17 protein-coding genes are annotated in these 22,261 nt (G+C 63.9%); 15 read left to right on the top strand and 2 right to left on the bottom strand.

Annotated elements, in window-relative coordinates:
- The first annotated feature begins 542 nt into the window (after window positions 1-542).
- The 11 genes from hisG to uvrC all read left to right on the top strand — a co-directional run bounded on the left by hisG (window position 543) and on the right by uvrC (window position 11,991).
- Window positions 543-2,213 (top strand): ATP phosphoribosyltransferase, encoded by a 1,671-nt coding sequence (gene hisG / locus ACO59D_RS05215; RefSeq protein WP_485126069.1) that lies wholly within the window; start codon window positions 543-545, stop codon window positions 2,211-2,213.
- A 2-nt stretch (window positions 2,214-2,215) separates the two neighbouring features.
- A complete protein-coding gene (gene hisD, locus ACO59D_RS05210) occupies window positions 2,216-3,616 on the top strand; it encodes a histidinol dehydrogenase (RefSeq protein WP_485126068.1) in 1,401 nt (466 codons plus the stop codon).
- 6 nt (window positions 3,617-3,622) lie between these two features.
- Window positions 3,623-4,714: a histidinol-phosphate transaminase gene (gene hisC / locus ACO59D_RS05205; RefSeq protein ID WP_485126067.1), complete on the top strand. Its 1,092-nt coding sequence runs from the start codon at window positions 3,623-3,625 to the stop codon at window positions 4,712-4,714.
- 2 nt (window positions 4,715-4,716) lie between these two features.
- Window positions 4,717-5,304 (top strand): imidazoleglycerol-phosphate dehydratase HisB, encoded by a 588-nt coding sequence (hisB, locus tag ACO59D_RS05200; RefSeq protein ID WP_485126066.1) that lies wholly within the window; start codon window positions 4,717-4,719, stop codon window positions 5,302-5,304.
- The gene (locus ACO59D_RS05195) at window positions 5,304-6,017 is read left to right on the top strand and encodes a glutamine amidotransferase-related protein (RefSeq protein WP_485126065.1); all 714 of its coding nucleotides are present in this window, start codon (window positions 5,304-5,306) and stop codon (window positions 6,015-6,017) included. The genes hisB and ACO59D_RS05195 overlap by 1 nt, the downstream gene beginning before the upstream one ends.
- Window positions 6,014-6,748, top strand: a complete 735-nt coding sequence (locus ACO59D_RS05190; RefSeq protein ID WP_485126064.1) for a 1-(5-phosphoribosyl)-5-[(5-phosphoribosylamino)methylideneamino]imidazole-4-carboxamide isomerase — start codon at window positions 6,014-6,016, stop codon at window positions 6,746-6,748. Before ACO59D_RS05195 ends, ACO59D_RS05190 begins: the two co-directional genes overlap by 4 nt.
- Window positions 6,749-7,032: 284 nt before the next feature.
- Entirely contained in the window at window positions 7,033-7,800 is a 768-nt protein-coding gene (hisF, locus tag ACO59D_RS05185) for an imidazole glycerol phosphate synthase subunit HisF (RefSeq protein WP_485126063.1), read from the top strand.
- 52 nt (window positions 7,801-7,852) lie between these two features.
- The gene (gene hisI, locus ACO59D_RS05180) at window positions 7,853-8,236 is read left to right on the top strand and encodes a phosphoribosyl-AMP cyclohydrolase (protein WP_485126062.1); all 384 of its coding nucleotides are present in this window, start codon (window positions 7,853-7,855) and stop codon (window positions 8,234-8,236) included.
- A gap of 92 nt (window positions 8,237-8,328) precedes the next feature.
- Window positions 8,329-8,652, top strand: a complete 324-nt coding sequence (hisE, locus tag ACO59D_RS05175; RefSeq protein WP_485126061.1) for a phosphoribosyl-ATP diphosphatase — start codon at window positions 8,329-8,331, stop codon at window positions 8,650-8,652.
- 23 nt (window positions 8,653-8,675) lie between these two features.
- On the top strand, window positions 8,676-9,938 hold the full coding sequence (locus ACO59D_RS05170; RefSeq protein ID WP_485126060.1) for a carboxylate--amine ligase: 1,263 nt from the start codon (window positions 8,676-8,678) through the stop codon (window positions 9,936-9,938).
- A gap of 34 nt (window positions 9,939-9,972) precedes the next feature.
- A complete protein-coding gene (uvrC, locus tag ACO59D_RS05165) occupies window positions 9,973-11,991 on the top strand; it encodes an excinuclease ABC subunit UvrC (RefSeq protein WP_130811795.1) in 2,019 nt (672 codons plus the stop codon).
- A gap of 559 nt (window positions 11,992-12,550) precedes the next feature.
- On the opposite strand, the gene ACO59D_RS05160 is transcribed toward uvrC, so the two are convergent.
- The gene (locus ACO59D_RS05160) at window positions 12,551-13,165 is read right to left on the bottom strand and encodes a transposase domain-containing protein (RefSeq protein WP_485126059.1); all 615 of its coding nucleotides are present in this window, start codon (window positions 13,163-13,165) and stop codon (window positions 12,551-12,553) included.
- A 436-nt stretch (window positions 13,166-13,601) separates the two neighbouring features.
- Between ACO59D_RS05160 and ACO59D_RS05155 the strand changes: the two genes are divergently transcribed.
- The 4 genes from ACO59D_RS05155 (at window position 13,602) to ACO59D_RS05140 (ending at window position 21,076) form a co-directional block, all read left to right on the top strand.
- Window positions 13,602-16,694, top strand: coding sequence for a Spy0128 family protein (locus ACO59D_RS05155; protein WP_485126058.1), 3,093 nt, complete (start codon window positions 13,602-13,604; stop codon window positions 16,692-16,694).
- Between the two features lie 227 nt (window positions 16,695-16,921).
- On the top strand, window positions 16,922-18,349 hold the full coding sequence (locus ACO59D_RS05150; protein WP_485126057.1) for an isopeptide-forming domain-containing fimbrial protein: 1,428 nt from the start codon (window positions 16,922-16,924) through the stop codon (window positions 18,347-18,349).
- 20 nt (window positions 18,350-18,369) lie between these two features.
- Complete coding sequence (locus tag ACO59D_RS05145) at window positions 18,370-19,980, top strand: isopeptide-forming domain-containing fimbrial protein (RefSeq protein ID WP_485126056.1); 1,611 nt, start codon at window positions 18,370-18,372, stop codon at window positions 19,978-19,980.
- A gap of 106 nt (window positions 19,981-20,086) precedes the next feature.
- Window positions 20,087-21,076 carry a class C sortase gene (locus ACO59D_RS05140; RefSeq protein WP_485126055.1) on the top strand — a complete coding sequence of 330 codons (990 nt, stop codon included), beginning with the start codon at window positions 20,087-20,089 and terminating at the stop codon, window positions 21,074-21,076.
- A gap of 383 nt (window positions 21,077-21,459) precedes the next feature.
- Here the strand turns inward: ACO59D_RS05140 and ACO59D_RS05135 are convergent, their stop codons facing one another.
- Window positions 21,460-21,864, bottom strand: coding sequence for a transposase (locus ACO59D_RS05135; protein ID WP_485126054.1), 405 nt, complete (start codon window positions 21,862-21,864; stop codon window positions 21,460-21,462).
- Between the last annotated feature and the right edge of the window lie 397 nt (window positions 21,865-22,261).

The raw sequence follows: 22,261 nt of genomic DNA, 5'->3' as shown, positions 1-22,261 counted from the left end.
GGGGCCAGGCGTTAAGGTCATTGAACGAAGCCGTACACAAAGCTTGGGAGGTACCGACGGTTCAGTCGAACGCATTCTTGGGGACTGCCGAAGAGGCTCGCTTTTTCGCCGGTTAGCGATTTCTCGGACGTTTAGCCTGCCCTAACCGTCGAAAACTTACGGGTTGGTATTGGCCTCGTGAGATTTCGCCGGTTAGACGGCCGTAAACGTCTAAAAAATACGGGACGCGTTGGCATTGGCGGCAGGCGAGCAAACCGTGCACATTCACTGCCGAGAAGCACTGCCTGCGCATTCCCGGTATCGCTCCGGCCGCCCTCCGGCACCCTTCCTTCCTCCGGTCCCGTATGAATGGACGGTTAACGCTCTGTGCGCCAAGTCGCCATACGGCCATGAGCACTTTAGTATGCTAAAGTGACTTACGCCCGAGGGGGTGCGTCAGATGGCCGTGAGGCACGTACGACCGCACAGGCCGCAGGCGCCTCGCGGCAATTTCTGTCGCGGCGGAGCGGTATGCTCTACGTACCAGAAGGAGAGGGGCAGGCGTGATAGCAGGCACACCAAGCGGGTTTCGAGACATCCTTCCTCAGGAGGCGCTCGCGAGAGAGCGCATCTCCGGCACCGTGCGCGAGGTGTTCTCGTCGCATGGCTACCTGCCGGTGGAGACGCCGCTTCTGGAGTCACGTGACGCGCTCGAACGCGCGGGTCGCATCAAGGGCCTGCCCTTCCAGCTCTTCGACGTGGACGGCAGCCTTCTCACCCTGCGCCCGGATCTCACGCTGCCCATCGCACGCATGGTGGCCACCCGCGTGCGGAAGGACCGTCTCCCGGTGCGTCTTCGCTACGAGGCACCGGTCGTGCGTGAGGAGTCGTCGCTCAAGGGCCAGCCGCGCCAGTTCACGCAGCTGGGCGTAGAGCTCGTGGGCGGCGACGGCGCCGCAGCCGAGCACGAGGTCGTGCGCCTTCTCGCCGATACGCTCGATGTGCTTGACGTGCCGGCGTGGCACATCGTGCTGGGGTCGGTCACGCCGCTCAAGGCCCTGCTCGATGCCTGTGCGCCCAACGCCCGCTTCCGCGAAGAGGCCCTTGCCCTGGTGCATGACTCGGACTTCGTTTCGCTGGACGGGCTAGTCGAGAAGGCCACTGCGGCAGGCGGGCTGAGTCCTGCCGCAGCCCGGGCCATCTGTGGCATTCCGCGTCTGGTGGGAGGCCCCGAAGTGGCCTCCACGCTCGATGCGCTGCTTGAGGAGGCGGGTGTCGAGCAGGCCGCCCGCGGCACGGCAGAGCTCAACCGCCTGGTGGCTATGCTTCAGGACCTCTTCTCTGGCGGTCGCGCATCATTCGACTTCTCGATCATCAACTCATTCGACTACTACACCGGCATCATCTTCAAGGGTTACGCCGAAGGCATCGCAGCGTCTCTGGCCTCCGGTGGCCGCTACGACGCGGTGCTGGCAAATCTCGGCCGAGAAGGTACTGCTGCCTGCGGTTTTGCCCTTTCGCTCGAGCGTCTGCAGGAGATTCTCGGCGAGCCGGGCGAGTCGGGCGTGGTCACGCCTGGAGTGCGCCTTGCCGAGAGGCCCTTGCGCATCGCCGTCCCCAAGGGGTCCCTCCTCAAAGGTGCCATCCGCGTGCTCGAGGCAGCGGGCCTTCCTGTCGAGGGCCTGCGCAATCCGGGCCGCCAGCTCACGGTGCGCGAGGGAGACGTGGAGTACGTCATCGTGCGCGCCCAGGATGCGCCGGCCTTCGTGGGCCATGGCGGCTGCGACTGCGGCATCTGCGGGCGCGATTCGCTCGTGGAGGCCAACATGGACGTGCTCCAGCTGGTCGACCTTGGCTTTGGTGGCTGCCGCTTCGTGGTGGCCGAGCCTCGTGCCAAGGTGGGCCTCGCTGAGCGCAACTACGCCTGGCGCGGCACCGTTCGCGTGGCAACCAAGTACCCACGCATCACGCAGGCCTACTACGACTCCATCGGCCAGCAGGTGGACATCGTGACTCTTCACGGCAACATCGAGCTTGGACCCATCGTGGGCATGACAGACTGCATCGTAGACATCACGGCCACGGGCACGACGCTTCGCGAGAATGACCTTGTGGTTGTCGACGAGGTAATGGAGTGCACCGCCCGCTTCTTTGCGGGACCGGCCGCATACCGATGCGACAAGAGGATTCGTGACCTGGCGGCGCGCCTCGCCGGGGTCGCGGGAGGGGAGTAGCCTTGAGAAGGATCACGCTTGCCGCCGGTCAGGCGCTTACGCAGGCAGACCTCAACCGCTCGGGGGCGCTTCCCCACGAGGTGATGGAGGGTGCCTCTGCCATCGTGGACGACGTGCGCGAGCGGGGGGATGCCGCCGTCCGCGAGTACTGCCAGCGCTTCGACGGCGCCTGCCCCAAGGACTTCCGCGTCCCGCAGGAGCTGGTGGATGCCGCTCCCGGCATGGTGGACGCTGAGTTTCTCTCGTCCCTTCGCCGCGCCCACCGGCAGATTCTCGAATTCCACGAGCGACAGCGCGAGAACTCCTGGTTTGAGACGCGCCCCGATGGCACCATCCTGGGCGTCAAGGTGACGCCGATTGACTCCGTTGCTATCTACGTGCCAGGCGGCCGCGCGCAGTATCCTTCCACGGTGCTCATGGATGCCATTCCGGCAAAGGTTGCGGGCGTGCGTCACGTGGTCATGGTGACGCCGCCGCAGCACGATGGCACGCTCTCGGCATACACGCTAGCCGCGGCTGCCGTTGCCGGTGTCGATGAGGTCTTTGCCGTGGGTGGCGCCCAGGCCATCGGAGCCGTGGCCTACGGCACCGAGTCCATCCCCCGCGTCGACAAGGTCGTGGGACCCGGCAACGCCTACGTGGCCGCCGCAAAGCGCCACGTCTCGGGCGACGTGGGCATCGACATGATTGCCGGCCCCTCTGAGGTCTGCGTCTTGGCAGACTCCTCAGCCGACCCGGTTGTGGTCGCAGCAGACCTCATGGCCCAGGCCGAGCACGACCCCATGGCCTCCTGCTACCTCGTGACCTCAGACGCAGCGCTTCCGGACCGCGTCCTTGCCGCCGTCGAGCGCCTGGTCTCGCAGAGCCCGCGCGAGAAGATCACGCGCGCCTCGCTCGACAACCGTGGCGTGATAGTGGTCGCCGCCACGCTGGCCGATGCCGTGGAGGCCGTGAACGTGGTTGCGCCCGAGCACCTCGAGCTTCACTGCGAGGACGCCATGTCGCTTCTCGGCCAGGTTCGAAACGCCGGTGCCATCTTTGTGGGCGCCTGGAGCTCAGAGCCCCTAGGAGACTACGTGGCCGGTCCCGATCACACGCTGCCCACCGGCGGCACGGCACGCTTCTCCAACCCCCTGGGCGTCTATGACTTCCAGAAGCGCTCGAGCGTCATCTCGTACACGCCACAGGGGCTTCTCGCCGACGCACCCGCCGTCCAGGCCATGGCCCAGGCAGAGGGTCTCTGGGCGCATGCCCTCTCGGCGGGCCTGCGCGTGCAGTTGGCAGTGCGTGGCGAGAAGTGCTTTGCAGACGCGGCTGCCGCCTGCGAGGATGCCGCGCACGCCGCGTGGCCGCGCGCGCTTGACGCGCCGGGCGTGCCAAAGCTTCCGGGGTACGAGGGGTAGGGGAACATGGCAGGAATAACACCCGAGGTCCGCGCCCTCATGCGGCCGTCTGCGGCGGCGCTCGATCCCTATGATCCGGCCTTCTCGCCCGTGGACGTGATTCTCTCGGCAAACGAGAACAACTACGGAATCCCGCCCGAGGTCGCGCCCGCGCTGGCGGCGGCCGTGACCGAGGCCGCGTGGAACCGCTATCCGGTGCCGCTTGGCGGCGAGCTGCGCTCCCAGATTGCCGCGTGGCACAATGTGGTGCCCGAGCGGGTCATCATTGGCAACGGTGGAGACGAGCTTCTCTTCAACTTCTTCCTGGCGTTTGGCGGGGCGGGACACGCCTTGGTGAGCTGTCCGCCCACCTTCTCGGTCTACGGTCTTTACGCTTCGATGGTCGAGACGCCCGTGATCGAGGTGGCGCGCGGGAAGGACTTTGCGCCCAATGTGGACGCTCTGGTCGAGGCTGCGCGCACGGCGACGCTTGTCGTGGTGACCTCGCCCAACAATCCCACAGGCGACCTCTTCCCGCGTGACGGCGTGCGCAGGCTCTGCGAGGCGTGCCCGGGCATCGTGCTTGTGGACGAGGCCTACATGGAGTTTGCCGATCCCGGCTCCTCCGTAGAGGACCTGCTCCCAACCTACGACAACCTTGCCGTACTGCACACCTTCTCCAAGGCGTTTGCGCTTGCGGGTGCCCGCGTGGGCTACGTGCTTGCGAGCGCGCCCGTGGTGGCGGCGCTTGCCGCCGTGCGCCAGCCCTACTCAGTAAGCGTGCTTGACCAGGCAGCGGCTCTTGCGGCTGTCACGCATCGCGATGCCTTCCTGCCGGCCATCGAGGCGATTCGCATGGACCGCACCCGCCTGTCCGCAACGCTTGCAGACCTTGCGTCCCTGGGCGTGCGCGTGTGGCCCAGCCAGGCAAACTTCATCTGCGTTCGCGTTCCGCACGCCCACGATGCGTGGCGTCGGCTGCGCGACGAACGCTCAATACTGGTGAGGGACTTCTCATCCACGCCCGGCCTTGAGGACTGCCTGCGCATCACCGTGGGCAAGCCCGAGGAGAACGACCTGGTTGTGGGTGCGCTCACGTCGATTCTTAAGGGGGAATGAGCATGTCACGCATGGCAAGCGTATCCCGAAATACTGCCGAGACCTCAATCGAGGTCTCGGTAAACCTCGATGGCACGGGGGCCTCTGACATCTCGACCGGTGTGGGGTTCTTCGACCATATGCTCACGGCGCTCTCGCGCCACTCGCTCGTCGACCTTGCGGTGCACGTTACGGGCGACACCTGGGTAGATGACCACCACACCGTCGAGGACACGGGCATCGTGCTAGGGCAGGCACTCCGCGAGGCACTGGGCGACAAGCGCGGCATCCGCCGCTTTGGAGACGCCCTGGTCCCACTCGATGAGGCGCTGGTCATGGCTGCCGTCGACATCTCCGGGCGCGGCGAGCTCTTTTGGGACGTACCCATTGGCCCCCAGAAGGTGGGCACCTTCGATACCGAGCTTGGCCACGAGTTCTTCTGCGGTCTGGCGCGTGACGCAGGCGTGACCGTCCACCTGCATGAGGTCTCTGGCGAGAATGCCCACCACATCCTTGAGGCAACGTTCAAGTCGTTTGCCTGCGCGCTGAGGGCAGCTGTCGAGCCAGATCCGCGCGTGGAGGGGATTCCGTCCACAAAGGGGGCGCTCTGATGGCATCTGCGAAGATCGTCGTCATCGACTACCACAAGGGAAACCTCCTCTCGGTGCAGCATGGCCTTTCTGCGGTGGGCGGCGAGGCCGTTGTCTCCGACGCCCCCGCAGACATCTCTGCGGCCGCGGGCCTGGTACTTCCTGGTGTCGGGAGCTTCGAGAACGCCATGGAGTACCTAGACGCCTCGGGCCAGGGCGAGGCGATTCTCGACGCCCTGGGCCGCGGCGTTCCCTTCCTGGGCATCTGCCTGGGGCTCCAGCTCCTCTTTGCGCGTGGCGAGGAGCGCTCTGGCGAGAGGGGCCTGCCGCGCGAGAACGAGGAGCCGGTCGCGGCTGGCACTCCTGGCGATGACCGCTGGGTTGCGGGGCTCGGGCTCTTCGCGGGCTCGGTCACCCGCCTTCGCTCGGGGAGGCTCAAGGTGCCGCACGTGGGTTGGGACCAGGTCCATCCCACCCAAGCGGGCGAGAACGTGCGGCTCCTGCGCGGCGTCCCCTCAGGTGCCAACTTCTACTTCACGCACTCCTACGCGCTTGCCGACGACGTCGACCCAACACTGGTGGCTGCCCAAACGCACTATGCACGGAGCTTTGGCGCAGCCGTTGCCTCCGGCTCCATCTTTGGCGTGCAGTTCCATCCCGAGAAGTCCTCGGCCACGGGCCTGGCGGTGCTCTCCAACTTCGTGGACATAGTCCGCGCGGGAGGTGTCCGATGATTCTCTTTCCGGCAATAGACCTTGTGGGCGGCCGTGTCGTGCGCCTTGCGAACGGCGACCGCTCGCGCATGGACGTCTACTCAGACGACCCGGCTGCCGTAGCGCGCGACTTTCTCGCCTGTGGGGCCACCTGGGTGCACGTGGTCGACCTCTCGAGCGCACTCGGCGAAGGCGAGGCCGCACGCGATGCCAACGCGCAGGCGATACGTGCCATCTGCCAGGTCGAGGGGATTTCGGTTGACGCGGGCGGCGGCGTGCGCTCGATGGGCGCCATGCGACGCCTTGCCGACCTGGGGGCCCGTCGCATTGCCATGGGTACGGCCCTCGTGCGCGACCCTGCGCTCGCCCGCCAGGCAGCCAGCGAGTTTGGCGACATGGCAGTGGCAGACGTTGCGGCGAAAGATGGCGTGGTGAAGGTGAACGGCTGGCGCGAGGGAGGCTCCCTTGCGGCAGACGACCTGGTTGCGCGCCTTGCTGAGATGGGCTTTCGCCACCTTGTCTTCACCGATATCGCGCGCGACGGCATGCAGACGGGCATTGATGCGTCTGCGTATCGCCACATCGCCGAAGTTGCGGGGTTCCCCGTAGTCGCCTCTGGAGGCATTGCCAGTGCGGCGGACATTTGCTCCCTTGCGGCGTTGGGGCCGGAGGTGATCGAGGGCTGCATAACGGGGCGGGCGCTGTACGAGGGCACGCTCACGCTTGAGGACGCTCTCGCCGCGTGCGGGTAAGCGTGGGGTGCCTGCCGGTCCTCCCGCATGGCTCAGCGCGCACTCGCACAGCGCCACTTGGCTTCTGGTTTTGGTCGTTGCTCGTCTCTCTGCTCTCTGTTCTTCCAGAAGGTCAGGCCCTGGTCCAGACTCCAGTCAGGGGATGACCCTTGTACGTGTTGGTTTCGTTTGATGGCCTCTTCGCACCTCTCGCCTGGCGAGTCGCAAAGCGAGCGAGCCGCCAAAGGTGGCGAGTGCCGAGCCTGGCGAGAGGTGCGAAGAGGCCCTGCCGAAGGGAAGTAACCATGCTGACAAAGAGGGTCATCCCCTGTCTGGATGTCAAGGACGGCCGCGTCGTTAAGGGCGTGAACTTCGTCGACCTTCGCGATGCCGGTGATCCGGTGGAGCTTGCGGCCAAGTATGACCGCGAAGGTGCCGACGAGGTGGTCTTCCTCGACATCACCGCAACGTCAGACGACCGGTCAACCACGGTCGAACTTGCCTCCCGTGCGGCGAGCCAGCTGCACATTCCCTATACGGTTGGTGGCGGCTTCCGTGACGTTGAGGGGTGCCGCGTGATGGTCTCCGCGGGTGCCGACAAGGTCTCCATCAACTCGGCCGCCGTGCGCGATCCCACGCTCATCACGCGTGCCGCCACGGCCTTTGGGAGCCAGGCCGTGGTCGTGGCTATCGATGCCAAGCAGGTGGGACAGGACGACAAGTGGGAGGTCTATCTCGCGGGCGGGCGCATCCCCACGGGCATCGACGCCGTCCAGTGGGCAGAGGAGGCCGCGCGCCGCGGCGCCGGCGAGATCTTGCTCACGAGTATGGATCGCGACGGCACCAAGGACGGCTTCGACATTCCGCTCACGCGCGCCGTGTCCCGTGCGGTGGGCATTCCTGTGATCGCATCGGGCGGCGTGGGAATGCTCGAGCACTTCGCCGAGGGCATCATCGAGGGCGAGGCCGATGCGGTTCTCGCTGCAAGCGTCTTCCACTTTGGCACGTACACGGTTCGCCAGGTGAAGGAGTACATGGCAAGCCAGGGCATTCCGGTGAGGCTCGACTTCTAAGGCGAGCCTTGCGATCACGTCCAACGCATGCCGTTTCGAGAAGGAGAGACCCATGACAGATGACACGAACGTCTCGCCTGCCTACGCGGGTGAGCCTACCTTGCCGTGCGATGACTTCCCTGCGTGCGTGAGATTTGACGCCCATGGCCTTGTCCCCGTGGTGGTGCAGCAGGAGGGGACCGGTGAGGTGCTCATGGTTGCCTGGGCGAACCGCGAGGCGCTCGAGCTCACCGCCAAGACGCGCACCAGCTGGTTTTGGTCGCGCTCGCGCAGGGAGCTCTGGAACAAGGGAGCTACCAGCGGAAACATGCAGCAGGTGTGTCGCGTCCTCGTCGACTGCGATGCCGATACCCTCGTCTATGTGGTGGACTCCCCGGGCCCTGCCTGTCACACAAGGCATCGCAGCTGCTTCTTCCGCGAGGCACCTCTCGCGTGAGCGTTATCGCAAGCGCTACGTTGCCTGCACATTCCGCAGGCGGCCTTGCCGTACACTAGACAGGCTGCTCGCACGGACCAAGGGAGAAGAAGATGGGCGTTAGGACTGCAAACGTCAAGGATGGCAACATCGGAAAGACCCTGGAGGGGCTTGCCGCCGTCATCCACGCAAGGGCGCGCTCGGCGTCCCCAGACGAGTCCTACACTGCGCTCCTCCTCCAGCCCGAGAAGGGCGACAAGCTCCTCTCGAAGCTCGCCGAGGAGTCGTCCGAGGTCATCATGGCCTGCAAGGACGACGACCATGACCACATCCGCTATGAGATGGGCGACCTTCTCTACCACATGCTTGTTGTCGCCGAGAAGTACGGCATTTCCCTCGGCGAACTGGCTGGCGAGCTTGACGCCCGCCGCAAGTAGGCAGAACCGGAGGTAATCCAAGCATGGCTCAGAGGCCCAACGTCGCAAGTAGGGACGAGCTTGCCCAGAAGATCCAGCCGGTCATCCTGGGGGCCGACTACTCCTGCTACGCGTACGTTCGTGCCTTCTGGGAGGCCTACCGCGTCCGTTCGATTATCTATGCGGGTTCGGACATCAAGTCCATCTCCCGCACGAGATTTGCCGACTATCGCGTCGAAGCGGGCGTCGACTCTGAAGACGTACTTATCCCGCTGCTCAAGCGGGTGGGGGACCAGCTCTGCGTGGAAGGCCGCGTGCCGTTTCTCGTGACCTGCGGCGACTTCTACGCGCGCATCGTCTCCAAGCACAAGCCTGAGCTTGAGCGCTGGTACTACACACCGGTCGTGGACTTCGGCGTTCTCGACTTTGTCACCCAGAAGCAGAACTTCTACGAGGTGTGCGAAGAGGTGGGCATGTCCTATCCCAAGACGCGCTTCCTCGACTGCTCGCTTGCGGGTGCCACGCCAAACGACGAGGGCTTTACGTACCCCCTGGTCGCGAAGCCGTCCAACTCGGCGCACTATCACTACGCAGAGTTCGAGGGCAAGAAGAAGGTCTTCGTGATCCAGACCCGGGAGGAGCTCTGCCAGGTCTACTCCGCGCTGCAGGAGTCGTGCTATGGCGACAGTCTCATAGTCCAGGAGCTTGTTCCCGGCGGCGACTCGCACATGTACGCCCTTTACTGCTACGTCGACAAGGACTCCAACCCGGTCTTTACGGTCTGCTGCCACGTGGGCCTTGAGGACCACCATCCATGCGCCATTGGCAATGCGGTTGCCATCGTCCCCGAGCCAAACGAGGAGATGTGCGCCGCTGCGGCACGCTTCCTCAAGAAGGTCGGCTATCACGGCATGTGCTGCTTCGATGCCAAGTACGACGCGCGTGATGGCAGCTATCGCTTCCTCGAGGTCAACGCTCGTCCCGGTCGCAGTTCCTGGCTCGTGCTTCTCTCGGGCATCAACTATGCCCGCATCCAGGCGGAGGACGTCGTCCTCGGCGTAGACCCCACGCCTGTGGAGCCTGGGGACGGCTGGGCCTATGTGGGGGTTCCCAAGGCAGTCATCGAGCGCTGCATGCCGGACGTCCCGGTGAAGGGGCGCGTGCTTGAGGCTTACGACAACCACACGGCCCGCTTTGCGCTTGACTGGCCAGAGGACTCCCTTGCCCAGCGCTTCTGGGCAAGGGTCAACTTCTGCCACCAGCTCTCGAAGTTCAAGCGCTACCTTCCCGAGCCGGACCAGCTCTGATGGCTGGGCTGCCTGCAGGAAGGTGCCACGCACGATGACGATTCGCGATCCCGGGGCACGTCCCGACTTCGATGATGCGCGCTCCCTTGAGGAGAGCCTGCCTGAGCTCCGCCGCCAGGTGGACGATGCCCCTGCCGATCCCGGCTGCTACCTCTGGAAGGACGCGCGCGGGCAGGTTGTCTATGTGGGCAAGGCAAAGAACCTGCGCGCACGCCTGCGCCAGTACGTGACGCTTCAGGACGACCGCGACAAGATCCCCCTCATGATGCAGGTCGTGAGGTCGTTCGACTATGTTGTGGTGGGCTCCGAGCACGAAGCGCTGGTGCTTGAGCGCAACCTCATCGCCCAGTATCACCCCTACTTCAACGTCGACTTCAAGGACGACAAGAGCTACCCCTACATCGCCATCACCGAGTCGGACGTCTTTCCGGCCATCAAGTACACCCGCGAGCACCATCGCAAGGGCACGCGCTACTTTGGTCCCTACACCGATGCCCGTGCCGCCCGCGATACCATCGACACCCTGCGCAAGGTGGTGCCCATCTGCATCGCCACGTGCGCGGAGTGGAAGCGCTGCCGCCGCGAGCTCGAGCGGCGTCCGGACGAGGCCTCCATCGCCAACCTGGCGCTCGCGCGCACGGGACGCCCGTGCTTTGACTACCACATGGGCAAGGGGCCGGGCGTCTGCGTGGGCGCCATCGACACCGTCGAGTACGCCAAGCACGTGCGGCAGGTCGAAGACTTTCTCGCCGGGCGGCGCTCGCACGTGGTCTCGGCCGTGGAGGAGCAGATGCGCGAGGCGGCAGCAGACCTCGACTTCGAGCGGGCCGGGCGCCTCAAGGCGCGCCTCGAGAGCCTGAACGCGCTCGACGACCGACAGCAGGTCATGTTCTCCTCGGATGTCTCGCTCGACCTCATCGGCTTCTACCGAGAGGAGACCATCAGCGCCGCCTGTGTCTTCGTGGTGCGCGAGGGTCGCACGGTGCGCACCGTCGAGTTCATCCTGGATAAGGGAGCCGACGTGGGGGAGCTGGAGCTCCAGGGCGGCTTCCTCAAGCGCTACTACGACGAGACGGCCGACATCCCCTCAGAGGTCGACATCGATGTGGAGCTGCCCGACGCCGAGCTTCTCTCCGAGTGGCTCGCCGAGAAGCGCGGGCGCGCCTGCCACATCCATCGCCCACAGCGAGGCGAGAAGCGCCATCTGCTCGACATGGCGGCGGCCAACGCCCGCCACGCGCTCATGCGCTACATGGTGCGCACGGGCTATGCGGACGACCGCACAAACCAGGCCCTGCTCCAGCTGGAGAGCGCCCTTGCGCTCGACGCGCCGCCCATGCGCATCGAGTGCTTCGATATCTCCACGCTGCACGGTCGCTTCACCGTGGCCTCGATGGTCGTCTTCACCAACGGTCGTCCCGACAAGTCCCAGTACCGGCGCTTCAAGATCCAGACGCCGCTTACCGAGGCAAACGACTTCGCGAGCATGTCGGAGGTCCTCGCCCGTCGCTATGCGCCCGACCGCATGGTCGACGAGCGCTTTGGGTCCCGTCCCGACCTCCTGGTGGTCGATGGCGGAAAGCCCCAGCTCACGGCTGCCATGGAGCAGCTCTCCTCGCTTGGGCTCGATATTCCCGCGTGCGGCCTGGCGAAGTCCGACGAGGAGGTGTTCGTCCCCTGGGACGAGACGCCCGTGGTGCTTCCTTCGGGGTCTGCCTCGCTCTACCTCATCAAGCAGGTGCGCGACGAGTCCCACCGCTTTGCCATCACCTTCCACCGCGAGCTACGCGACAAGGCCATGACCGTCTCCGTGCTGGATGACGTTCCCGGCGTTGGCCCCAAGCGCAAGCGGGCCATCATGCGTCGCTTTGGCTCCCTCAAACGGCTGCGTGCCGCAAGCGTGGAGGACATCGCGCGGGTACCGGGCGTGCCGACTGAGGTGGCACAGGCGGTGTATGACGCGCTGCGCGCTTGGGGCGAAGAGGCCCAGACGGTGGCGGACAAGGCTGACGGTGCAGCGAGGGGCAAAAAGGGGCTTCCGGAGGGCAAGTAGGCGAGGCTGTGGAGTGTCCCAAGCGGAGCCTCCTGTGAGGGTACCCCCTGAGGTCATGACGGCATTTTTAAAGCGAGCACCTTCTATCCTATCGGCCTCCACGCCTGTGTCGACCGTTGTCACGCCACCCTGCATCGTGTGCCGTCTTCCCGAGGAACTCGTTACAGGTCGCAGGGTCGGTGCGGCCGCACGCCGTCTCCCGCGATGGCCCTTCTCACGAGCAGGTCTTGGGACGCGCCTGTGATGCCCTTCTAATTGTCAAGCCGTTTTCCAACGTGCGATTCTGGGCGATGGTGTCGTGGCAGAGCTCGCGTGCGGCGTGTCGCCTGGCGCATCGCATCGCCCCGGGCCTGGGGGCGTCCCTCGGGCGTCCTGCGGGCTGCATGCGTGCGGGTCCTCCCGTCCGTCCCCGGCCCTCCGACGGCGACGGTGCGCGTCGCGCCGTCCGCGGCCCGACGCGCTCCTCCTCGGGCGGGGGCGGTGCCACCCCCTCGAGGATGGCCCCGGTGGCCGCGCCGGGCCCGCCCGCCTCTGATGTGGCCCCTGATTCCGCACGCTCCTAGGCGACGGGCGATGCGGCGCACCCCATTGGCGTGAGCCAGCCCAGTCGGGCTTGACCCCTCCCGCTGTCATAGCAGTCGATACAGTCGTCGACGAGCGCGGAGATCTGCTCATGCGTCAGGGCGCTCGTATCGCCGACTCGCTTCCCATCCTGCCCCCAGGACGACTCCATGGGGGCGCGTCCCAGCAGCACGCCTTCCGCGACATCGACTGGTCGGCTCCCAGCGGGCCTTTCGTGGGGGGAGCGTGCCGTGCAATGGGCTCCCCGGCCGCTGCGTGACCAGGCGTCGGGAGGCAGACTGGCGCCTTTGGGTTGGTCGTGTGTGTCCAGCACGAGCCGCCCCTCCATGGAGTCCGACGCCACGTGGGCGAGGACCACGCCAGTCTCGTAGTCGATGATGCCGGACGGGCAGCCGAACCCGTCTCGCCCAGGCAGACAGGCTATGCCCGTCGAGACGGCCTTGGGCGGCCCACCGCGCATGGAGCCGCGGTCCACGGCATTGGGTGCGACCTCGCGCCTCCCCTCCTTCGGGGACTCCATCCGACGGAGCCGTGCCTTGCGCTGGCGCTCGATGGTGCATGCGTTCGTCCTTAGGCGGCCTGCTGCAGACAATCTGCGTGGTGCCCGCCCTGTCCACCGTCTCAGGCGGCGACAGGCGCCCCCGCCCCCTTCCGTGGGTCTCCCGCTTTCCATCTCGCGGGTCCCTTCCCTCCGGCCCGGCGCCGATTCGCGCCTTTCCCGAAAACGCAACCTGGTGTGTGGAATATGGGATCCCAATCACAAGATTACGCCGTTCGCCAGAACTCGCCCTTGCGTTTTTCGGGGGGGGGGGGTAGACTCAGCGCATCGGCATGTTAAAGGCATCGCCTTGCCCAGGAGCCACCTCCGAGAGCGGGGGGGAGACAAGTGGGAAAGCATACGTCTGGCATGCGTGCAGACACAGCAGTCCACTGTACGTGAGCTTGCGGCATCGAGGTAGAAATGGGTCACTATGAGTAGTGGGCAGAGACAGACGAGGCACCATGTATGGTTTATTTTGCTTATGGTGATGGCGCTGTTCGTATGCCAGGGCGTGGCCATCGCATCGGCCTCTAGCATGCCGGATACGGCGAGCCTACAGGATGCCGTTGCGAGCCAAGGCACCACTGGCGGTGACGTTGCCACCCCTGCACAGCTCGCAAGGCATACGGTGTGCTTTGATGCCAATGCGGCAAGCGACGGATCCATGGAGGACGTCGTCGCCACGAGCGAGGGCACCGGTGGCACCTGGTCGCTTGCCTTGCCTGCATGTGGCTATACGCGCCCGGGCTATAGGTTTGTGGGATGGTCCACAACGGCTGATGGCGCTGACGTGAAGGACGATGCAGCCACCGAGCAGAACGAGGCCATGCCTGCCATAGCCGTGCCCGACAAGGCAGTGCTCAACGGCTGGAGCTATAGCCTTCAAGAGAACGGGCAAGACGCGACGGTGGCCCTTTCGGATGCCGTCAAGGATGATACCCTTACGCTGTATGCCCAGTGGACGCCTGAGGACGAGAGTGCAGCCGCTATAGGTCCAACGAGCGATCAAGCGGTTGGCGTGCCTGGTACGGGCATGGCGCCACTATCTACCAGAAGGCTCGCCTCGTCTCCCAATGCCCTTGGGTCAGATACGAGCTCCCATTTCCACGCCACTATCACGTCGGGCAAGACCTCCTATTCCGCCGGGTCGACGGCAATCGTCTCGGTCAAGTATGACATCGACCTCAACTCGGTCCACGAGGACGACTACGTGACCGTGCGCATTCCGCAGGATATTGCGAAGAGCGTGCGCATAAGCGTCTCACCCCAGCACTTCAAGCAAGTGGTGGACAATGGTGACGGCACCTACAGGCTGGTGTTCGGCCCCAACGCCGAGGCCTCGCTCACAGGATCGTTCTCGGCCTTCGTGACCACAGCCGACGTTACCACGGAGACCTCGGACGATATCGAGGTGGGGGGAGATGCCCTGCGCATCACGGTCATCCCTACAGGTAGCGCCGGCGGGACCTCGGGCACGTACACCGATGCCATCATGAAGGATGCGATGGACAACGGGGGCAAGGTCCAGTACGGCGACTATGACTACTCGGAGGGGCGGGGCAACAACGCCGCCCAGACAGGAGTCTATGACTCGACAAGCGACCAGAGCCTCAAGTACCGCCTGTACGTGAATCAGAAGATGGCGTGGATGCACGACGTCACCGTCGTGGACACCCTTCCTGACGGCATGACCTTCGACACCTCCCATGCCATCGAGGTTGTCTATAAGGACAACCACGCTCCGGTCGATCCGGGCCAGTACTCGGTGTCCGCGGAGGGCAACAGGCTCACCTTCAGCCACCCCGGCTTCTTCTATCGCTCCATCCAGATCAACTACTGGGTCATCGCCAAGGGCGGAGAGAACGTCAAGTACACCAACCGTGCCGAAATCAACTACAAGGACACCAACAACAAGACCTATCAGGAGCATCGCAACTACGTCCTCCAGGGGAATAACTACAGTGCCGCCAGCGGTGAGAAGAGTGTCGACAAGACGGTCGTTTCGCAGGACCCTGCCGACCAGTGGGTCACCTACACCTTCAAGTTCTGGAACAACAATGGCTTCCAGGAAGGCGAGATCAAGCTCGACGACCAGCTGCAGGACAGCCGGGTGAAGTTCCTGTATGCCGAGAGCAACGACAAGTTCGACGTGAGCTATGACCCCGATGCGCATATCGTGCACATACGGAACAAGCAGCCTATCAGTGGCGATGACACCGAGTACGTACGGTTCGTCGTGGACTTCACTGACGTGCCCGACGGCACCACTGTGTATAACAGCGTCAACGGTGGCAACACGACCAAGACGCTCAAGATGCCCTCGGTCAAGTTCCATGCGACGAAGACGGTGGATGGTGCGGTGCCGAGCGTCTCGCTGGACGGGAAGTTCAAGTTCCAGCTGCTCGACGCCGATGGAAACGTGCTCCAGACAAAGGCCAATAGTGGTGGGGACGTCACCTTTGACGCCATCGAGTACAAGGAGGAGGACCTCGGCAAGACCTTCACCTATACCGTCCGGGAGGCCCAGAGTGATGACGCAGATGTGGCGAACGCCTACCAGCTCGACGAGGCGACGTATACGGTGCAGGTCGTTCCCACCAACACGACGGATGCCCAAGGCAAGGAGGCCGTGGTCGCCACGCCTGTCATCACAAAGGATGGCTCATCCGTCGACACCATGAGCTTCGACAATACGTCAAAGACAGGAAGTCTCGGCATCTCCAAGGCCGTAGAGGGAGCCACGACGTCTGCCCAAGGCAAGGACTTCCACTTCAAGCTGTCCCTCAAGGACGGCAGTGGCAACCCGCTGCCAGGAAGCTACCCCTACGCAACGTACGATGCGCAGGGCAATGCGGTGGGCGGCGCTTCCGGGCAAGTCGGAGACGGCGGCACGGTCTCCATGAAGGACGGTCAGCACGTCGTGCTCGCCAATCTCCCCGCCAACGCGACATACGAGGTGCAAGAGATTGATGTGCCGGATGGGTTCACGTTGGCCTCCTCGGGAGGCACGACAGGGACGATAGCACTGGGGGATTCCTCTGAGGCATCGTTTACGAATGCATATGGGACGAGCGGCAGCATCAGTCTGGAGGCCACCAAGATACTCAAGGGTGCCTCACTGGCCGATGGGCAGTTTGCCTTCGAGCTGAGAGACGCCGAGGGGCATACGCTGCAGACGGCCCATAACGACGCGAATGGGATGGTTGCCTTCTCGCCCATCAGCTACTCCGCATCGGATGACGGTAAGACCTTCACGTACCGGATTGTCGAGGTGAATGATGGTCAGCCTGGCGTGACATATGATACGCATACGTGCCTGGTGGAGGTTGCAGTCGCCGATGATGGCACAGGGAACCTTACGACCACGACAACGTACAAGACGGATAGCCTGTTTGGCCTTGATACCTCAAACAACACGTTTACCAATACGGCTGCGAGTGCGTTGCCCCAGACGGGCGGCAATGGTCTCGGCTGGCCAATAGGTCTGGGAACCCTTGTTCTGGTGACGGCGCTGGTCGTGTTCTGGAGAAGAGATGGCCTCGGCTGGCTTGACTCGCTCAAGAAGGGAGATGACGAGTGATGACGCATGCTAGGCAGCGGGGCCTCGTGGGGCGCATCATGGCTATGGCCGTACTGGTCCTTTCGGTAGCGGCCCTGTCTTGCATGGGATTCACTCGGCCTGCATTGGCTGAGGAAGCACCAACACTTCGGGTCAATTCGAGTTCCGAGCATTCCTATACGGCATATTGCCTGCTATCGGGAACGGCCGATGGCAATTCGCTCGCGAACCCCTCCTTCGATGGTGCCATGTCGGGTGCCTTCTATCAGGGTCTGACCGCCATGCCGGAGTGGCGGGATGCGAGCCAGAGCGCCTCGGACCCCCGCATTGTGCGCAATTGGATCGGAGAGCAGGTCGCCGAGGATAGCGACTTCTCCTTTGCCACTCGGTTGAGGGGCCTTGCCGAACAGAGCGGCTCGACGGGCGTGTCGCTTAACGCAAACGAGGACGTCCCCCTCCATCAGGGGTATTGGCTAATCGTCGGTGACGGCACGGTACCAGTCTGCGCTCTGGTTGGTCCAGGGGCCAACACAGTCAACGAGAAGCCCTCGGTCCCCTCGAGCAGCAAGGAGGTCGCCAAGCGGCAGGGTGACGGCTCGATAGGGGACTACTCCGACTCCGTCACGGCTGGGGTTGGCGATACGCTGCACTACCGCATCACGGGCACGCTTCCTGTGAGCTATGGCAGCTATGACACCTACCTGTACCGCTTTGCGGACACCATGGATGCCAGCATCGTCGTCAGGACGGAATCCATACGAGTGAGGGTCCTTAAGGCAGACGGCACCGAGAAGGCTGACCTTACCGACAGGTTTACGATTTCGTCCCAGAGTACGCCTGAAGGGGGTATGTCTTTGGTTGTCTCCATCGATAACCTCAAGGGCGTATATCCAGGGTACGTGCAGGGCGATTCGGTCGTGCTCGAGTACGATGCGACACTTGACGTCTCGAAGGCAACGATGGGGTATGGGAGTCCCAACAAGAACGCTGCCCATATCGAATACACACGTGACCCTTCCGCAGAAGGAGTGGGTAAGACAGAGGACCATGGGACGAATGTCTATTCCTTTGAGCTGAGGGTGCGCAAGACGTCGTCGCGCGATGCAGACACGGTGCTTGCGGGAGCCGAGTTCGTCGTCCAGAGAAGCGACGGGAAGTATCTCACGGCAGGTGACACGTGGTCGGATTCGCAAGATGGCGCCAGGCGCTTCGTGACCGATTCGGACGGCATGATCTATGTCCGCGCACTTGGCTTGGGTGACTATAAGCTCATCGAGGCCAAGGCTCCCGGGGGCTATCAAACCCTAGGCGCACCTGTCGATGTGTCGCTTAGCGGGGATAGCGCACGGAAGAGCTTGGCCGTGCTGGCCGCCAGCCAAGCGGCGGCCGTGGAGGACGTCAGCGCCTCGGCGGGACATGCCGTCGTCCAGATCAAGAACACTCCAACGGGAGAGACCCCTCCCGGTGGCCCCACGTGGCCACCGATGCCAGAAGGCGTGTCTGGCCTACTGCCGCAGACGGGAGACCTTCCGTATCTCTTTGCCGCTGCCACATTGCTGATAGCAGGTGTGTTTGCAGTTGGAATGGGTGTAAGGGCTCGAAGGCATGCAAGGGCGGAGACGCCTGAGCATGCTGGGTCTTCCACTGAAGCCGCAAGTAGCGGAAAAAGGGCATAGTGCCCGGAAAGGTGAGGAACATGGAACGCAAAGGCATTGCAAGAAAAGCAGTAACCGCGGGTATCGCTGCCGCGATGGCTCTCTCGATGACCTTTACGCCGGTAGTGGCTCTTGCCGCTCCCGGTGTGACGGGACAGATTACCGTCACTGCCAATTCAGGTGACAATGCGAGCACCAAATACAGCGCCTACCAGATCTTTGCGGGGGATGTGACTGATAGCGGCGGCAGCAAGACGGTTGCCAACATCGCCTGGGCGAGCGACGGCGTCCGCACCGCGGTCGTAAACGCCATCAAGGCCGAGGACAGCTCGTATGCCGACCCGACCGACGCCTCCGCCTCCGCACAGCAGGCTGCGGAGTTCATCAACTCGCACATCACGGGCACCAGCGACACGACCATCCTCGACAATGCGAGCTTCGGAAACAAGCTTGCCGACGCCGTCGACGGTATCGCGGACAAGACCACGGTCACCCCGGGCACAGCGGCATCCCTCCCCGAAGGTTATTATCTGATTGTCACTGCCGACGTGGCCGGCAAGGTTGACCAGAACGGCACCTCGCCCATCTTCGCGATTGTCGGCGGGTCTGCCGTCACGGTCAAGGAGAAGACGACCGTCCCGACCGTCGAGAAGCAGATCAAGGACGACGATGCGGCGGAGTTCGGCAAGGCCGCCTCGTCCGAGCTGGGTAAGAAGCTCGACTATCAGATCACGGGCACCGTCGCCTCCAACCTCGCGACCTATGACACCTACTATTACGCCTTCAAGGACACGCCCTCCGCTGGCCTCGACATCGACCAGGGTACCATCCGCGTGGCCATCGACGACACCGAGGTGGCCCCGAGCAGCTATACCGTAGCGGCTGCGACGGGCTCCCTCTCCGTCGAGTTTCAAGACCTGAAGGCGGCCAAGGGCACCAATGGCGCACCGATTAGTGTCAGTGCCACGTCCAAGGTCGTCCTCACCTACCAGGCATCTCTCAATGCGAACTCTGTCATCGCCTCCCAGAACAACCCCAACGAGGTGCACGTCGAGTATTCCAACAACCCCAACACCGATCAGCATGGCTCCACCAAGCCCGATAAGGTCAAGGACTACACCTACAAACTGGGCCTTGTGAAGAAGGACAAGCAGAACCAGGGTCGTACGCTTTCCGGCGCAAAGTTTACCCTGCAGGTCAAGAACGCCAACAACACGTCGGGCGACAACGGCAAGTATGTCCAGGCGGACGGGTCGCTCGGTGACACCGCATACGAGTTCACCACCGGGAACGATGGCACCATCTCCGTCAGCCACATCGACGCGGGCACCTATACCGTGAAGGAGACCAAGGCACCGGAAGACTATGAGACCATAAGCGATTTCGATGTCACCATCACTGACAATGCAAAGGATATGACGACCGTCGATGACACGCTTACGCTGAGTGCAGCCTCCACGGGCAGCCAGGATGTCACGACCTCTGCCGATGCGAACACGGGAACCGTTACGATCGCGGTGAGCGATGTCAAGAACAACGGCCTGCCTCTGACCGGCCAGTCTGGCCTGATGGTCACCGTCATCGTCGGCGGCGCGATTGTTGCCGTCTCCGCTGTCGCCATGGCCAAGCGTAACAGGAGTGCAAAGGAGTAGCGTTTGGGTGGGGCGCAGGACAGGTCGATGATGTCCTAGAAGAAGGTGGAGAGGGGCTGACGCTAGCCCCTCTCCACATGTTCGTTTGAGCGTGCGCCGATGCTGCATGCGGGTCGGCACCCATGCGGCACATATGGGGTGTGCCGAGGTGGAGAGGGATATGTCAGCGCCGGGAGTAACACATGCAACAAAGCCCCCCATACTGCCCATCCTCGGGCTTCTGGTCGGCCTTGCCATCCTGGGAGCACCGATACTCACGGATCTGTATGCTCGTTGGGCTAACGCACGGGCGATTTCGTCCATGACGAGCGTCTCAGACGACCTCAACAGCCCAGCACGGCTGTCCTGCCTGGCCCATGCCTATCAGTACAACGCATCATTGGCGGGCGTCCCGTACCAGGGCATGAAGGAGACGGCAACGGCGGAACTGGCTGCTGACGCGGAGGCCCGTGGCGAGGTCACCGAAGTCCCAGACGTCGGCTCGGAGCCATCCGAGCAGCTAGATTATGAGCAGCAGCTGTCCTGCGGGCAAGATGCCGCGATGGCGTGGGTCGAGATACCAAAGATTGGTGTCGAGCTCCCCATATATCACGGGACGAGCGACGAGGCGCTGGCGGAAGGCTCGGGGCATCTGGAGGGCAGCAGCCTCCCTGTCGGCGGCCTATCAACCCATACCGTGCTGACTGCGCATTCCGGTACGCATACGCAACGAATGTTCGATGACATCCGTCGTCTCGATCCGGGAGACGTGTTCGTCATTCATACCCTCGGCACCTCATATGCCTATGAGGTCGATTCTTCGGAGGTCGTGCTTCCTGATGAGACCGAGTCTCTTGCGATCCAGCCTGGGAAGGACCTCTGCACGTTGGTGACCTGCACCCCCTATGGTGTCAACGACCACAGGCTGCTGGTCCATGCGCACAGGACGACAGGGCTTCCCGAAGCCCCCAGCGCAGGCGATGCCATAGAGGGGCTCCTTGGGATACGAACGCTGCCCTTCATACTGGCGGCTGCCATCCTCGTTGGGCTTGCTGCTGCCCATCACATGCTTCGGCGCAAGGGCTGCCGGCACGCGCCACGTCACATCGCCTCATGATGCCGCTCAGGATATTTCGATGCTCGCGCCTTCGCTTTTCTCCGCATCGCCTTTTCCGGCGCGCACAGCCCGCACGGTCCATAGGGACAATCTGGCAACAGAAAGCCGATAGTTCAGTGGGACTGTGGTGGGGGCCCTGGACTAGAACGGGGGCAGGAGGGGAGCCGCACGCACAGCATCGAGCAGAGGAGGATTGCGATGGGGGCGTCCGCCAGACTCGACCATGGCCATGCCGACACCATCGCAGAGCTGGGGTGCCCGACGGGGAGTCTGCCTGCGCAGCTGGCAGGACGAGTGCGGGAAGACAGGCGAGGCGCCAGGGGACGGGCTCGCGACCAACCAGGGGTGCGCCGCCATCCTCGGTAGTGTGCCGAATGACGCTCCTATTGTGGTGTGTCAAGAGGCATCTCGTGGCCCCTGCAGATCATTGCCCGTCCGTCGTGCCCCATGCGGCTGAGCGCGATGGTGTGGAGCGCCCGGTTCGCCTGACGGCTGCCCCTGCGGTTGAGCCGGTACCTGACGGCCCTGCCGCCCGGCGCCTCGATGGGCGCCGCCCCGCACAGCGACGCGAATGCCGCCTCCGACTTCATGTGTTCGGGATTGTCTCCCGCGGCGATGCCGAGAGCGGCCGCGGCGGGCGACTTGTATCCGGGCCTGTCCGCCGGGAACTCCCCGGTGAAAGCCGCCCTGCCCATGGCATCCAGCACGCAGGGCGCATGCTTGCCCTTGTGTGCCGGCGACTGCGCAGGCCATCCCGGGACCAGGCATGCGAGACCTCCGTCAGCCATGGGCGTCCCGTCGGCGGGCCGGACACAGCACTGGCGGGAGCGCTAGAGTCAGGTGGCCCAGTCCCTGGCGGTGCCCATGCTCCCATGAGGTCATGGCGGGCTTCTGGGATGCCCGCGGCAGGGCGTGGCAGGTCTTTTGCAGGCCAGTCTGCGGGACGGCGGTTGGTGTGTGGGTCAGCGTCCTGCCGCGAGCCAATGTTCTCGGGGCGTATGCCCTACAGCCGACCCTGCGCGAAATCCCCTGCCGAATCAACCGCGGTGTCATTGCCAGCGTTGGTGTAAGGGCGCGCATGGAAGGGAGTTTCCAATCTCGCGCGAGAGCGCACCAGGGCTGTTTTTGTTTCTAGTCACAAGAATCAAGATTTCTAGGTAATAAGCCTCTCACAACATGCTCCGG

The organism is Tractidigestivibacter sp., from assembly GCF_057241865.1.
Note: the sequence above shows the minus strand (reverse complement) of the source record. Positions and strands in the feature narration are given on the sequence as shown.

Coding starts and splice junctions, on each gene's coding strand:
- hisC (WP_485126067.1), top strand. CDS start 3,623: ATGGCAGGAATAACACCCGAGGTCCGCGCCCTCATGCGGCCGTCTGCG.
- hisB (WP_485126066.1), top strand. CDS start 4,717: ATGTCACGCATGGCAAGCGTATCCCGAAATACTGCCGAGACCTCAATC.
- ACO59D_RS05195 (WP_485126065.1), top strand. CDS start 5,304: ATGGCATCTGCGAAGATCGTCGTCATCGACTACCACAAGGGAAACCTC.
- ACO59D_RS05190 (WP_485126064.1), top strand. CDS start 6,014: ATGATTCTCTTTCCGGCAATAGACCTTGTGGGCGGCCGTGTCGTGCGC.
- hisF (WP_485126063.1), top strand. CDS start 7,033: ATGCTGACAAAGAGGGTCATCCCCTGTCTGGATGTCAAGGACGGCCGC.
- hisI (WP_485126062.1), top strand. CDS start 7,853: ATGACAGATGACACGAACGTCTCGCCTGCCTACGCGGGTGAGCCTACC.
- hisE (WP_485126061.1), top strand. CDS start 8,329: ATGGGCGTTAGGACTGCAAACGTCAAGGATGGCAACATCGGAAAGACC.
- ACO59D_RS05170 (WP_485126060.1), top strand. CDS start 8,676: ATGGCTCAGAGGCCCAACGTCGCAAGTAGGGACGAGCTTGCCCAGAAG.
- uvrC (WP_130811795.1), top strand. CDS start 9,973: ATGACGATTCGCGATCCCGGGGCACGTCCCGACTTCGATGATGCGCGC.
- ACO59D_RS05155 (WP_485126058.1), top strand. CDS start 13,602: ATGGCGCTGTTCGTATGCCAGGGCGTGGCCATCGCATCGGCCTCTAGC.
- ACO59D_RS05150 (WP_485126057.1), top strand. CDS start 16,922: ATGTCGGGTGCCTTCTATCAGGGTCTGACCGCCATGCCGGAGTGGCGG.
- ACO59D_RS05145 (WP_485126056.1), top strand. CDS start 18,370: ATGGAACGCAAAGGCATTGCAAGAAAAGCAGTAACCGCGGGTATCGCT.
- ACO59D_RS05140 (WP_485126055.1), top strand. CDS start 20,087: ATGCGGGTCGGCACCCATGCGGCACATATGGGGTGTGCCGAGGTGGAG.
- ACO59D_RS05135 (WP_485126054.1), bottom strand. CDS start 21,864: ATGGCTGACGGAGGTCTCGCATGCCTGGTCCCGGGATGGCCTGCGCAG.